The organism is Exiguobacterium sp. R-17, assembly GCF_049913315.1.
Taxonomy (GTDB): Bacteria; Bacillota; Bacilli; order Exiguobacteriales; family Exiguobacteriaceae; genus Exiguobacterium_A.
This window is the reverse complement of the sequence record NZ_CP184372.1, coordinates 2,903,995-2,918,560: the sequence shown is the minus strand read 5'-3', so window position 1 is coordinate 2,918,560 and position 14,566 is coordinate 2,903,995. Positions and strand designations below refer to the sequence as shown.

Annotated in this window: 12 protein-coding genes and 1 riboswitch; of the genes, 7 read left to right on the top strand and 5 right to left on the bottom strand. The window is 43.6% G+C overall.

Annotated features, from left to right (window positions below; genetic code table 11):
- Positions 1–148 precede the first annotated feature (148 nt).
- From ACN9MT_RS15290 to ACN9MT_RS15275, 4 genes are all read left to right on the top strand, one after another.
- Positions 149–787, top strand: a complete 639-nt coding sequence (locus tag ACN9MT_RS15290) for a DUF975 family protein (RefSeq protein ID WP_035411859.1) — start codon at positions 149–151, stop codon at positions 785–787.
- 109 nt (positions 788–896) lie between these two features.
- Positions 897–999: riboswitch (SAM riboswitch) on the top strand.
- 74 nt (positions 1,000–1,073) lie between these two features.
- The gene (locus ACN9MT_RS15285) at positions 1,074–2,132 is read left to right on the top strand and encodes an LLM class flavin-dependent oxidoreductase (protein ID WP_426272534.1); all 1,059 of its coding nucleotides are present in this window, start codon (positions 1,074–1,076) and stop codon (positions 2,130–2,132) included.
- Positions 2,129–3,076, top strand: coding sequence for an ATP-grasp domain-containing protein (locus ACN9MT_RS15280; RefSeq protein WP_426272533.1), 948 nt, complete (start codon positions 2,129–2,131; stop codon positions 3,074–3,076). Before ACN9MT_RS15285 ends, ACN9MT_RS15280 begins: the two co-directional genes overlap by 4 nt.
- 75 nt (positions 3,077–3,151) lie before the next feature.
- Positions 3,152–3,619: a hypothetical protein gene (locus ACN9MT_RS15275; RefSeq protein WP_426272532.1), complete on the top strand. Its 468-nt coding sequence runs from the start codon at positions 3,152–3,154 to the stop codon at positions 3,617–3,619.
- Between the two features lie 224 nt (positions 3,620–3,843).
- Here ACN9MT_RS15275 and ACN9MT_RS15270 read toward each other — a convergent pair whose 3' ends face one another.
- Both ACN9MT_RS15270 and ACN9MT_RS15265 read right to left on the bottom strand, forming a co-directional pair.
- A complete protein-coding gene (locus ACN9MT_RS15270; protein WP_426272531.1) occupies positions 3,844–4,224 on the bottom strand; it encodes an NUDIX domain-containing protein in 381 nt (126 codons plus the stop codon).
- 65 nt (positions 4,225–4,289) lie between these two features.
- Complete coding sequence (locus tag ACN9MT_RS15265; protein WP_035411871.1) at positions 4,290–5,912, bottom strand: ABC-F family ATP-binding cassette domain-containing protein; 1,623 nt, start codon at positions 5,910–5,912, stop codon at positions 4,290–4,292.
- A gap of 299 nt (positions 5,913–6,211) precedes the next feature.
- Between ACN9MT_RS15265 and ACN9MT_RS15260 the strand changes: the two genes are divergently transcribed.
- Entirely contained in the window at positions 6,212–7,081 is an 870-nt protein-coding gene (locus ACN9MT_RS15260) for a prohibitin family protein (protein WP_058713675.1), read from the top strand.
- Positions 7,082–7,169: 88 nt separating this feature from the next.
- Here ACN9MT_RS15260 and pepT read toward each other — a convergent pair whose 3' ends face one another.
- On the bottom strand, positions 7,170–8,405 hold the full coding sequence (gene pepT / locus ACN9MT_RS15255) for a peptidase T (protein WP_290780683.1): 1,236 nt from the start codon (positions 8,403–8,405) through the stop codon (positions 7,170–7,172).
- 109 nt (positions 8,406–8,514) lie between these two features.
- Between pepT and ACN9MT_RS15250 the strand changes: the two genes are divergently transcribed.
- Positions 8,515–9,507, top strand: a complete 993-nt coding sequence (locus ACN9MT_RS15250) for a zinc-binding dehydrogenase (protein ID WP_426272530.1) — start codon at positions 8,515–8,517, stop codon at positions 9,505–9,507.
- Positions 9,508–9,597: 90 nt separating this feature from the next.
- Here ACN9MT_RS15250 and ACN9MT_RS15245 read toward each other — a convergent pair whose 3' ends face one another.
- Positions 9,598–10,782 carry a class I SAM-dependent rRNA methyltransferase gene (locus tag ACN9MT_RS15245; protein WP_426272529.1) on the bottom strand — a complete coding sequence of 395 codons (1,185 nt, stop codon included), beginning with the start codon at positions 10,780–10,782 and terminating at the stop codon, positions 9,598–9,600.
- Between the two features lie 184 nt (positions 10,783–10,966).
- Between ACN9MT_RS15245 and mutT the strand changes: the two genes are divergently transcribed.
- Positions 10,967–11,371 carry an 8-oxo-dGTP diphosphatase MutT gene (mutT, locus tag ACN9MT_RS15240; RefSeq protein ID WP_368915608.1) on the top strand — a complete coding sequence of 135 codons (405 nt, stop codon included), beginning with the start codon at positions 10,967–10,969 and terminating at the stop codon, positions 11,369–11,371.
- Here the strand turns inward: mutT and ACN9MT_RS15235 are convergent.
- Complete coding sequence (locus ACN9MT_RS15235) at positions 11,346–14,510, bottom strand: DUF3427 domain-containing protein (RefSeq protein WP_426272528.1); 3,165 nt, start codon at positions 14,508–14,510, stop codon at positions 11,346–11,348. The genes mutT and ACN9MT_RS15235 overlap by 26 nt on opposite strands.
- Positions 14,511–14,566 lie beyond the last annotated feature (56 nt).

Sequence of the window (14,566 nt, the reverse complement as noted above, 5' to 3'; positions counted from 1 at the left end):
AACGTTCGTTCTAACATGTGGACGACAACTTGAGCGTGCTTGGCTCAACCAGCAACGAGACGGGAAATTATTGAAAAAAGAGTGAAACATTAGAAGTTTTAAGCCGTAGAGTAAGGTGAGAACTTATTTTTCAAGGAGGACCTTACTCATGTCATCTCAATTAAAAAAAGCAGCGAAGGAATCGCTCAGCGGTCGTTGGGGATTTGCAGTCCTAGCTTTTCTGCTGTTTAGTATTATTCAGGGTGTTCCTAATTTATTTGGATCGGATATCGATGAGCCGTCTAGTAGTATAGATCTCGTTGTATCATTGGTGTCGATTTTATTGATTCCAGTAGGAGTCGGTTGGACATGGATTGCCATGTCGATTGCTCGTGGCGAAGAAACGAAAGTGACGGATTTGTTTGAGCCATATGGTATGTTCCTGAAAGTGGTGGGGCTGGCCATTGTTCAGTTCATCTTTATCGCGCTCTGGACGTTACTCTTAATCATCCCTGGTATCATCAAGTCATTCTCTTACTTGTTGACGTACTACATCCTTCGGGATGAGCCGTCAATCGGTATTCTCGAGGCAATTACACGCTCACGGCAACTCATGGATGGACACAAGATGGAAGCATTCTTGCTCTTCTTATCGTTTATCGGTTGGGCGTTGCTTGTTATCGTTACGCTTGGTCTTGCTGTCCTATGGGTCGGACCATACTTCAGTGTCACGCTTGCCAAATTCTACGATCGTATTCGTGGGGAGCAGGCGCCAGAGCAGACATCAGATTTCGTCGCACCATACTAATTCCGAATCCCGACACTACGTCGGGATTTTTCTTTGGAATAAATCCGATAGGAAAAGACGGTTTAATGGTTGCTTTAGTTCAATGAATTCTGTACGATGAATGCAACACATCTTATCTAGAGAAGTCGAGGGACTGGCCCGAAGACACTTCAGCAACCCCGCTATGGCGGAAGGTGCTACTTCCAGGAAGGAATACCTTCTGAAGATAAGAGCGGACAGGACAAGATACCGTCGCTCTTTTCGAACTTCGAAAAGAGCGTTTTTTTATGATAAGGGGGACGATGGAGTGGAGTATGGTTTTTGGTTACCGATTTTTGGGGGATGGCTACGTAACGTCGAGGATGAACAGATGCCAGCAACATTCGATTATGCGAAACAAGTCGCACAAACAGCTGAACGCATCGGCTTCTCGACGACGTTGATTGCGGAATTGAACTTGAACGATATCAAAGGCATCAAGGAACCGAGTCTTGAGGCATGGACAACGGCATCGGCGATTGCTGCAACAACAGAACGCCTTGAGATCATGACAGCGGTTCGTCCCGGGTTCCATAATCCAGCGACGACGGCGAAGATGGCGGCAAACATCGATCAGTTGAGTGGAGGGCGATTTACGCTCAATGTCGTCTCAGCCTGGTGGGCAGAAGAAGCAAAACAATACAACGGTATTTTTACTGCACACGATGAACGCTATGCCCGAACGGAAGAGTTCGTCACGGTCATGAAAGGACTATGGGCAGATGCGTCACCGTACAGCTTCTCCGGCAATCACTACACGATCGAACAGGCAGAACTCCATCCGAAACCCGTCCAGCGTCCGGGGATTAAGCTCTACGCTGGTGGAGAGAGTGAAGCCGGAAAACGGACGATCGTCGAACATTGTGATGCCTACGTCATGCATGGAGGCACTGTTGAAGAAGTAGCTCATAAAATCAATGATATGAAAGTACGCCGGGAAGCGACGGGACACGCACCGCTTGAGAGCTTCGGTCTTGCTGCCTACATCATTTGCCGGGATACGGAAGAAGAAGCGCTTCTTGAGTGGCAACGCATCACGGACGTCAAGGAAGACAGCGCCGGTTATGCCGGTTATCAAGATTTCATCAGTAAATCGCAACTCGAACAACAGGTCGAGCGAAATGATTATTCCGTCTCGAACCGTGGTCTGCGACCGAACTTGATCGGAACACCAGAACAGATTGCCGAACGGATTCTAGCGTTCGAAGCCGTTGGTGTCACGTTGCTCTTGTTACAATTCTCACCACAACTTGAAGAAATGGAACGCTTTGCCCGTGACGTAATGCCACTGGTCGAAGCGAAACGAAAGGTAGGTCAACAATCATGACAAAAATTCATATTCTCCACGAAAACCAAGAATGGACGGATCATCTCATCAAACGTCTCGAAGAACTCAAGTTGCCGTACGAACAGTGGCACTTGAATGAAGGAATCGTACCGTTAGATGAACTGCCGCCAGAAGGTGTCTTTTACAGTCGTATGAGTGCGTCTTCGCATACGCGGGGGCATCGTTATGCGCCAGAGTTGACGGAAGGGGTCCTCGCTTGGTTAGAAGAGCATGACCGGACTGTCTTTAACGGAACGCGTGCGCTCCGTCTTGAAGTCAGCAAAGTTAATCAATACACAGCGTTACGTAAGGCTGGGATTCGTGTACCAAAGACAACGGCTGCTGTCGGACGTGATCAAATCGTACAAGCAGCAAAAGAAATCGGTGTTTCGTCATTCATCACGAAACATAACCGTGCCGGGAAAGGTCTCGGCGTCCAGTTATTCCATTCGATTGAAGCACTTGAAGCTTATCTCGATGGTTCGACATTCGACGAACCAGTCGATGGCATCACGTTGATTCAAGAGTACATCCAAGCACCAGAACCGTACATCACGCGGTGTGAGTTCGTGGGTGGAAAATTCGTCTATGCGGTACGAGTCGATACGTCGGAAGGATTCGAACTTTGCCCAGCTGATGCGTGTGTGATTGACGACTTGTTTTGCCCAGTTGGTGAAGAAGCGCCGCAAACACCGATGAAGTTCCAAATCGTTGAAGGCTTCGATGATCCAATCATTGCAAAGTACGAAGCGTTCCTCCAAGCGAACCAGATTGCGGTCGCAGGTATCGAGTTCATTAAGGATGCGTCAGGTACGATCTATACGTATGACGTTAATACGAATACAAATTACAATTCGGATGCCGAAGCTGCTGCAGGACGCTACGGCATGCTAGAACTGGCAAAGTTCCTCGGAGCTGCACTTGAAACAAGCACAGTAAAATAAGAATCGGCTCCCGCCCTGTCACAGGACGTTACAAGACCGGATGACGGGGTATTTCTATAGAAAGGGGGCGGATCTATGATTACGTGGAGAGAAGAACGACAGCTCGATATCCCGATTGAGGAAGCATGGCACTTGTTTGATCACACGCGGCTGCAACGTCTGATTCCGAACGTCGTCCAGCATGAGGTGATTGAACGAAAACCGGGTGTCGTCGGTTCGACGTATCGTCAAACGTACATGCAGGGCAACCGACTCGAAACCTACATCGTGACCGATTTAGCCTATACGAATGAGCCGGACTTTAAACAAAATACGATTGGATTCACGTTAGCTAAAATATTCAAGATTGAGATGACGTTTACGCTCAAACCACTTGGACACGCTCGTTGTCTGTTGATTTATACAGGAAAAAATGAAGGAGTGAACTTCGTTGGGAAAAGTCTCTTGTCACTCGGTGGCGAACGAGAAAACGAGAAAATTGTTCAGGGCTTGTTGCAACGTGTCGAAGAAGAGGCAGCGAAACAAAAGAAGAACAATGCATGAAAAAACGGATTCCCGCGCCTAAGAATCCGTTTTTTCATATCTTATCGATTCGTATACGATTTGTGACCACTCGGTAAAACGGATAGAGTCGACACCTTGATAACGTTCTCGTTTTCTATCGCTGGATCGAGCGATTTTGGATTATCAAAAAGCTTAGTTACCGACTACTATTTTTAAGTATAAATACGGTTATTAAATTTTCATTTAATCCAAAGATTATATCGTTACGATAGTAGACGCAAACGAGAAATCTGTGGATCATCTTGAAGCTCCTTTAATGGTCGAAACCGAACAGCTCGTAATTCTTGTTGATCAAGCGATAGTTCAGGATCGATCCCGAGTCGAGGTTCAGGACTATCTAAGACACGGCGAACGAGAAAACATGTCTCTGTTCCTTGATCCATTGAAATCTCGTAAAGTTTCCGTTCGACCGTGACGTGAAGATGCGTTTCTTCTAACACTTCTCGCATGATGGCTTGCTCTTTTGTTTCACCATTCTCGACACCTCCGCCGGGTAACGTCCAAAATGTCCGGGAAGGGGTATGTAATTCGACCATTAGAATCTGTTGCTCTTCAATCAACGCAGCGCATACGCGATGTCGCATATCGCATTCCTCCTTCAACGTGTTCAAAAAAGAGACCGAAACGACAGTTCCGGTCTCTTTTAAAATCATTGTGCGTATAACGCTGTTAATTGCTGTTGGATCGTATCGTTGTTCAAATACTCATCGTATGTCGTTTCTTTATCGACGATACCGTTTGGCGTCAACTCGATGATCCGGTTCGCGATCGTTTCGACGAACTGGTGGTCATGCGAGCTGAAGAGCATTGCGCCTTTATAAGCGATCAAACCATCGTTGAGTGCCGTGATCGATTCGAGATCCAAGTGGTTCGTTGGATCGTCGAGTACAAGGACGTTAGCACCACTGAGCATCGCTTTTGAAAGCATACAACGGACTTTTTCGCCCCCGGATAAGACAGATGCTTTTTTCATGACTTCTTCTCCTGAGAAGAGCATCCGACCGAGGAATCCACGGAGGAACGTATCGCTCTCATCTGCCGGTGAATACTGACGGAGCCAATCGAGGATCGTCTTATCCGAGCCTTCGAAGAATTCCGAGTTATCTTTTGGCAAGTATGATTGGGAAGTCGTGACGCCCCATTTGAATGTACCGCTGTCCGGTTCCATCTCACCCATAAGGATTTTGAATAGTGTCGTGATCGCGATATCGCTCTGGCTGATGAACGCGACTTTATCCGTCTTGTTCAACGAGAAGCGGACATTATCAAGGACTTTGACGCCATCGATCGTCTTCGAGAGACCATCGACCATCAAGAGATCATTTCCGATTTCGCGTTCTGGCGTAAAGCCAACGAACGGATAACGACGTGATGATGGACGAATGTCGTCGAGTGTGATTTTATCAAGCAATTTCTTCCGTGACGTCGCTTGTTTCGCTTTCGAAGCGTTTGAGCTGAAACGTGCGATGAAGGCTTGAAGTTCTTTAATCTTCTCTTCTTTTTTCTTGTTTTGGTCACTTGCCATACGCGAAGCAAGCTGACTTGATTCATACCAGAAATCATAGTTTCCGATATACAGTTGGATCTTACCGTAATCAAGATCCGCCATGTGCGTACAGACGTTGTTCAAGAAGTGACGGTCGTGGGAAATGACGATGACCGTGTTTTCGAATCCGATCAAGAATTCTTCAAGCCATTTGACAGCTTTCAGGTCGAGTCCGTTTGTCGGCTCATCGAGTAAAAGAATGTCAGGTTTACCGAACAATGCTTGGGCAAGCAAGACTTTAACTTTTTCAGATCCTGTCAGCTCAGCCATCGTTTTCGAGTGAAGGTCTTCCTTGATGCCAAGTCCTTGTAGAAGCATCGCTGCTTCCGACTCCGCTTCCCAACCGTTCATTTCAGCGAATTCACCTTCGAGTTCAGCAGCACGCATGCCGTCCTCATCTGAAAAATCTTCTTTCATATAAATCGCATCTTTTTCTTTCATGACTTCATAGAGACGTTTGTGTCCCATCATGACTGTTTCGATGACTTGGAATTCTTCGTATTCGTAATGGTTCTGGCGAAGGACGCCTAAGCGTTCGCCTGGTGTGATGATGACATCGCCTTGTTGTGCTTCAATGTCACCAGCGAGAATTTTCAAGAACGTTGATTTACCGGCACCGTTCGCACCGATCAGACCGTAACAGTTACCTGGCGTGAACTTGATGTTAACGTCTTCGAATAATTTTCGGTCCGCAAAGCGAAGACCGACGTTTTGTACTGTAATCATATAGAGATGAACCCTCGTTTCTAGTAAGTGATGTGCTCATTCGAGTGTACCACAAATCATGATCTGTCGTAGAGCAGGCAAAGTTCTTTCCATATTAGGACAGAAATTAAAAATAAGCAACCGGATATTTAAAATAATGAAACATTTTCCAGATGGATGCGTAGAAGAAAGTAAGGAATTCGCTAGAGGAGGGGTTAGATGGCCATCTTTTTCACGTTATTGTTTTTCGCCCTCATCGTTTTGCTTGGCATGGAACTCTATCGCTATATCCAAGAAAAGATTGATAAAGGAGATTCAGAATGAGAGAAATCAAACCGAAGAAAAAAATTCGTCCATCGATGATCATCGCTGGTGTACTTGTATTAGCCCTGCTGGCTACAACGCCGTTCGTCGTCGAACAAATCGAACCCGGACAAGTTGGTGTCGTTTATACCCCGTCAAGCGGTGTCAAAGATGAGACGTTATCGCAAGGCTGGCATGTCGTTTCACCAATCACACGGGTGACGGAGTATCCGATCCGTACACAGACGAAATCGCTTGATAACATGACGCTTGCGACTAAAGACGGAAAGAACATCGTCGTCGACTTTACATACAGCTTCTCCGTTTCGCCGGATAAGGTGACAAAAGTCTTCAACAAGTTCGGACCGATCGAAATCGATGAGATTGCCAAAGGTTACTTGAAACAACGACTCTATGATGCGTCGCGTGAGCAAATCTCGAAAGTTACCGTCCTTGAACTGTTCGGTGAAAAATCAGGAAACGTCTCTACGAGCATTCAGACGCAGTTTGCAGAAGACGTCAAGGACATCGGTTTCATCATCGAGGATGTCGCACTCGGTGCACCAAAACCAGATGAAAAGACACAGGAAGCAATCGATGCGCGTGTCAAAGCGTCGCAGGAACTCGATAAAAAGAAAACGGATCTTGAAATCGCTAAAGCAGAGGCAGAACGTCTTCGCGTAGAAGCAAAAGGAGCAGCCGATGCGCGTTTGATCGAAGCTCAAGGGTTGGCAAAAGCACAAAAAGAATTACAGAAGACGTTGACGAAAGAAATGATTCAATACGAAGCTGTCAAGAAGTGGGACGGGAAATCACCACTTGTCAGTGGATCAGGGAGTATGGTTCAACTACCGATTCCTGACGGTACGACACAAGAAAAAAACTAATTGAAATATGTCTAAGATAAACCGCTTAAAGACCACAACGGCAGACGTGAAAAAAGCAGATTCTCAGCGCTGAGAATCTGCTTTTTGATTAGTGCGAAGCTTGTTCAAAACCTTGAGCGATGGCAATGATGACTTGTGTTGCTTTCACCATATTATCCACAGAGATGAACTCGAACTTGCCATGATAGTTCTCACCGCCGGTAAAAATGTTCGGTGTCGGAAGTCCCATGTATGAGAGTTGTGATCCATCTGTTCCACCACGAATCGGTTTAACGATTGGCGTAATATCAAGCGACTCCATCGCTGCATGAGCAATATCAACGATGTGCATGTGGGGCTCGATTTTTTCACGCATGTTGTAGTACTGATCGTGTAAGTCGATTTCCACACTACCAGCACCATACTTTTTGTTCCACTCATCGACAAGGGCAGACAAGAAGTGTTTCCGTCCCTCGAAGGCTTCACGATCAAAATCACGAATGATGTAGTCGAGCGTCGTTTTTTCGACCGAACCGTCAAATGAAATCAGATGGAAGAATCCTTCAAAACCATCCGTGAATTCAGGAGACTCTTCTCCGGGAAGACGATCGTGGAACGCCATCGCATGTTTCTGCGAATTGACCATCTTATCTTTTGCTGTTCCCGGATGGACATTTGTTCCGTGGAAGACGATTTTAGCCGCCGCCGCATTAAAGCTCTCGTATTCAAGCTCACCAAGCGGACCGCCGTCGACCGTATAAGCATACGTGGCATCGAACGCTTCGACATTAAAGTGATGTGGTCCACGACCAATCTCTTCGTCAGGTGTGAAGGCAACACGAATGCGACCATGCTTAATTTCCGGATGTGAAATCAAATGATGCATGGCTGTCATGATTTCTGCGATTCCGGCTTTATTATCGGCTCCGAGTAATGTCGTCCCATCTGTCGTCATCAAGGTGTGACCGACGTAGTTGTGCAGTGCAGGAAAATCAGTTGGCGATAGAATGACGGATGGCACTTCACTTAACGTGATGGGATGTCCGTCATACGCTTCCACGAGTTGTGGACGGACATTCGTACCTGTGAAGTCTGTCGCTGTATCGAGATGAGCGAGAAAACCGATTGTTGGAATGTCTGCGTCTGTATTGGCAGGTAATGTCGCCATGACATAACCATTATCATCAACGGTGACTTCTTCCATGCCAATTGTCTTTAATTCTTCTACGAGCAAACGAGCTAGTGTCCATTGCCCTTCTGTCGTTGGAACAGTCATACTCTCATAGTTCGACTGTGTATCGACTTTCACGTATGTAGTTAGACGATCAATCAATTCTTGTTTCAAATCAAAAACGTCCCTTCTCGTCATAAGATATCTTCATCATAGCATGAACGACTAATGTGAGAGAATTCTGAATCATGATAGACTAATATTGAAAAAGGGGGAATTCTTCATGAGAGCATTCGTAGTCGATCAGTACGGAAAAAATGCATCACTTACAGAAAAAGACGTCACACCCGAAAAAGCGGGGAAGTACGAATTACGGGTTCAAATCGAGGGGTCAAGCATCAATCCACTTGATACGAAGATGTTTTTCGGACATGTGGCGGCGGCTTCAACGACTGGAATTCTCCAGGGTGATGTAACGGGGAAAGTGATTGAAATCGGGGAGGGTGTGACGTCTTTTTCTGTCGGCGATCGCATCGTCGCATTCGGCGGTGGACTTGGAAAACGCGCCGGTGCGTTAGCGGAAGAAATGCTTGTGCCTGAACAAATGGCAGTCTTACGACCGGAAGGGGTATCGGCTGAGGTTGCTGGTTGTTTACCGGTGATTGGATTGACAGCAATGGAAATTTTAAAAGAGCGAATCGCGATTACCCCAGGAATCCGCGTATATGTAGCAGGCGGAACGGGTGGAGTAGGACATCTTACCGTTCAACTGGCTCGTCATTATGGATGTGACGTTACAGCGAGCGCCTCTTCTGACGAGAAGGCAGCTTGGCTAGAAGCAAAAGGGATTCGCATTCACCGGTACAAGGAAGAATCAGCTGAAACATTGCTCAAACGACTCGATCTGGATGGATTCGACGTCATCATTGATACAGTGGGTGGTGACCATTTACAAGAATCGTTCATACTCGCAAAAGAGCGGGGACGCATCATTTCGATCGCGACACGGACGACACAAGATTTAACGATGATGCATAGTAAAGCCTTGTCACTCGAAGCTGTGTTCGTTGCGCTCCCGTTGCTAAAAGGAAAAGTAGAGGAGATGAAGCAACAGCAACGTCACTTATCAGAACTCATTCATTTAGTGAAAGAGAGAACGATTGAGATTCGGATTGAAGAGCAGATTCCCTATGAACGCGATGCGTTGAACGATCTCTATCAACGATTTGATCAAACATCACACTTTGGTAAAGTGAGTGTATATCCAGCCCATTAAAAATGATTCTCCATTCATTTTACATTTCCTGTTAAAAATATAAAAAATCCGTTACTGAAAAATTCAGTAGCGGATTTTTTAGATAACACGTCATTTACGGCGAACAAGAATACTTTTTGGATTGAGTTGTGGCATGGAAGGAGGAGTCGGGAAATCTTTCTGCTCCGGCTGCTCCCATACGACTTCAAATTTTTGACGCAACTTGTTGAACGCCTGCTCCACAGCTTTTTTCAATTGTGACGCATCAAGAGCGGGACTATCTGTCGTAATCGCAAGCAGTCCTCCGCGATTCGTCAAATGAATGACTTTTTGGATCCAAAGAGCGAGATCCTGTTCGGTCCGAAACTGACGTGTTCGTGTATTGACTTGTACGGGTGGATGGAACAAGACGACGTCAAAACGAGTCTTCTTATCCGCTTGTTCGATGTAATCGAACGCATCCTGAACTAAAATCTTCTGTTTCTCAGGAGTAAAACTGTTCAACACAAGATTATCTTTTGTCTTATTTCGACTACGTGTCGAGAAATCAACACTTGTCGTTTGAGCAGCCTCACCATAAAGGGCAGCTACCGTTAATGTTCCTGTATCAGAAAAGAGATTAAGTACGGTTTTTCGTTCGACGGAATCGAGAAGGATTCGGCGAAGTTCACGTTGGGCAATGTCAAAACCAGTCCGCATACCAGCATCCAAGTCATACTCATACAACACACCGTATTCTTGTGCGACTTCAGGAAAATCGCCTCGTTCCCCTTTCAAAAAGTCGTCGCCTTTGACGGGTTGAAGATCGACGAGGAAATCTCGTTTTTCATAAATGCTTCTGTAATTCAGTAGTGATTCAAGAGCTTCAAGAATCAGTGGACGGAATGTATAGATGCCTTCATTTTCGAATGTAATAAGGTAATGATGATCGTAACAATCAATTGTCAAACCACCGATACCATCTCCTGCACCGTTAAAAATACGGAAGGCTTCTGAATACTCTTCAAAAAATTCGTTTCGTTTGTCTAATGCTTGTTCAAAAAGTTGTTTGAAGAAGTCGACATCAATCGCTTCTTGCTCGTCCATTGAGAGAGTCCAACCGACACCTTTTTCTTGCTTGCCAAAATAACCAGTCGCGAGGTATTCTTTATGTTCTGTCATCAGATGGAGCAGTCCGCCTGCCTCTTTGACATGTTGTAAGGCTTCGAACATTTCCTTACGTAACGCGGGATACCCGCTTCGAATCGATTCAATCCATTCTGGTTTGACAACGATCGGATAAAGTTCACGAGACATGTAAGTTTCCTCATTTCTACTTGTGGATAAGTGGCATAAGTATACCATAAATGGAGTTATCCACATGTGGATAACTGGATATAAATAAAACCGCTATTCTTTGTAAAGTCAAAGGAATAACGGTTTTTGTTATGATAAGCAGAGAACTGAAAAATCTGTAATGATTTGGAGTGAAACATAAAAAATGAAAAAACATGTTCAAGTCGTTGGGGCTGTCATTCGCAATGATCATAATGAAATATTGTGTGCACTTCGTAGTAGTCAAATGTCATTGCCCAACTTATGGGAGTTTCCTGGTGGAAAAATTGAGTTACATGAAACGCCATCACAGTCGTTAGTTCGTGAAATCAATGAAGAATTAAAATGTAATATTAAGGTCAAGCAACCAATCGAAAAAACGACTTACGAGTACGATGCTATTATTGTTACATTGCATACGTTTGAAGCTGAAATCGTAACAGGAGAACCGATTGCTGTAGAACATGCAGAGCTTCGCTGGGTGGCTGTTTCAGACCTTGATCAGCTTGAATGGGCTCCTGCCGATATTCCTGCAGTTGAGTACATTAAGAAAGAGTTTGCCACTCCTTAAACAGTTCAATTGATAGTGGAGAATGAAGTGACCAAGTCACACTAATCGGTTTAGAACCTGTACTTTGAAGATGCTTTAACTGGCCAAAGTATGTGAACGGTAGCGTTTTTCCTTGTTCTTTATCTGCTTTACGCATAAACAAATGAATACGAATTCCTTCGCTCTCATGGTTTTGATATAAAGTACCCGCTTTACCTGTAGCAGTTGCATTACTTTGAGACTGCCAATGGAAACGATATTGATCTAAGAAATAATCGTTATATTTTAGTTGCTCATCAATGGCTTCATCTTTGTGTAAATTCACGAATAAAATGTAATCATCACCAGCTTGAGCTACGCCTTCACGCCAAGAACCTTCCTGACTTGGTGAACAAAGAAGACGTTGGATAACAGAACGATTGTATGTTTGATGTAATAGAAACGCCTGGTCTTCGATCAACCAGTTAATTCGATCTGGTAGTTGATGAAATGCAAGTAGACCTGCTTGGATAAAATGCATCATATATGAACGTAATTCAGTTGATTGTTGAAGTGCTTGGACGACTGTATTTGAAAAGCGATAGCGCTCTTCTGATACAGCATCTAGCAATTGAATACGGTCATTTTTAAACGCAGTAGACCAGCGTTTAAAAAGATGATGAATAATAGGTCGCTTTGAAAAAGAGTGATTCGTCGATAAGGCGAATTCTTTGAAAACTTCTTGTTCAATATCTTGTACTGAAGCAGAAGGATGATGCAGTAAATGTTTTAAAATCAGTAAGCTGAAGGGCTCACGAATTGGGAATAGCCCTTCGAGCTGTTCGACAATTTTGCGTGTTGTGTCATCTAGCAATAAACGTAGTTCTTCATCGGTAGCATGTTTTTCAAGTTGTTTAAGACGTAATGTACTTCTCCATTGCTGAACAATACTTTCAATAGCTGGTGCGTCTTTATGCGTAACTAAATCATTTAAACTTGGAGGATTTCCGATCATACGTGTCAGCCTTTGATAACTTTCACGGAGCTGTTTGCTAGCTGAAAACTCTATTTTTTTCATTTGTTCAATAATAAATCTTTCTGTAATTGAATCTAGAATGGCTAAAGATCCTTCCGGTAAAATCGGAAAATGCTGTTTTACAGCAGTAGCAATTTTATAACGATCAATAGAATGAAACGATTGTTGACCAGACAACACAAGCGGTGCAACAAAAGCCTTTTGACTATTTCCGATAAAATCTAAAATCGTAACAAATTCTTTTGAGCTATGTTTACGTAAGCCTCTCCCCAATTGTTGAATAAAAATAGTAGGAGACTCCGTAGGACGTAAAAATAGCATGAGATTAACTTTTGGAATATCGACTCCTTCGTTAAACAAGTCAACTGTAAAAATATATTGTAGTGGATCTTGATCGTCCTCTAGTCGGCGAATGGCTTCTTCGCGTTCTTCTTCAGACTGTTTACTTGTAACAGCCATTGCTTCAATTTGATGTCGTTTAAATTCTTGCTCCATAAACTCTGCATGATTGATATTGACGCAGAATCCTAATCCAACAGCCTGATTACCACTGAACCCAAATTTACGAATCATTTCAACAATATAATCTGTTCGTGTTGAGCGTTCGAGTGCAACAACAAGATCTTGTTCCACATAAAAGCCGTTTTGTTGAGGAATAAGAGAATAATCAATCGATTCATCATCTTGAATACCAAAATAATGGAATGGTGAAAGTAAATCTTGTGCTAAGGCATCATACAGACGAACTTCGTAAGCGACATTATAGTCAACAAGCTGGAAGATATTTTGACCATCCATTCGTTCTGGTGTTGCCGTTACGCCAAGCAAAAATTGTGGCGTAAAATAGTTAAGAATGTTTTGGTAAGAAGCAGATGAAGCGTGATGGAATTCATCAATAATGATGTAGTCAAACGCATCCCGTAAAAATTGATTAAGGTGAACCTCTTTTGAAAGTGTTTGAACGGTAGCAAAGGTAAATTGTGCATCTTGAATTTGTTGTGATCCTGAATATCTACCAAATGTATAATTTTCATTTGAAAAAACTTGTTTAAATGTATGCTCAGCTTGTGATAGTAATTTTCCACGATGTGCAACAAATAATACTTTTTTAGCCTGAGTTTGACGGACATCAAATGCTGCTAAATACGTTTTTCCAGTTCCAGTTGCCGCAATGACCATTGCTTTTGTTTCTTTTCGCTCGCGTAAACGATCCAGTTCTTCTAAAGCCGGAATCTGCATGAGGTTCGGTTCAATAACGTTGTAATCGACAGCGGATTCGGCAATTGTATCGCGGATAGAAAATGATTTTATAGGTGGTGTTTCTTGTTGGTACTGTTCATATTGAAGTAATAATTCTTCTGTACAAATAGTCGCTTCTGGGCTGTTCCAAAGTTGTTCAAATAAGTTTTTCGCTTGAGTGACTAATGTTGTGACGGGTGTAGAAGGTATACGAATATTCCATTCCATACCGTGCGTTAAAGCCGACTTTGATAAATTAGAGGACCCAACAATAGCACTATCCAACTGGTCAGGACGAGAAAATAAATAGGCTTTCGGATGGAACGCATGATTTTTTTTTATCGGTTCATAAATTTTTACTTCAATATTTCTGAATTCCATCAACTGTCGGATAGCCTTCGCTTCTGTAATATTCATATAAAATGAAGTCAAAATGCGGATTGATTTGCTTTGAGCTTCTGCTTCCTTCAAAGCTGGGACAAGCGTCTGTACTCCAGAATGACGTGTAAAACTCACCATCCAATCGGCAGCAGATGCTGTCCATAATTCTTGACTAATATGATGCAATAACTGTTCTTGTTCCAGTTGGCCAGGAGCAATGAGTTCCCAAGCACGCAAAGAATTTTTATATTGTGTAGGTAAAGCATGTGTTGTGCTAGTAGTGAGTTCACGATGAAGTGGCAAGTCGATCAGAGGTTGATTTAAATGCATGAGCCATTCATTGACCGTTTCAACCATTTGATCAGGTTTATCTTGTTTTTGGAAATGGTCTAAAGATTGATACAGTACTTGATTGAGGTGTGTAAGTAATTCTGTTGTGTAGTCATGTGCTGGTACAGATACACTTATTGCATCGGATTGTGAGTTAGTTTCAGTTGAAGAACGTAATGTTTCATAATAAGACATGGTTATCCTCCGAATAATAGTAAATGGTATTTAGAATGATTAAATCATCAATAATA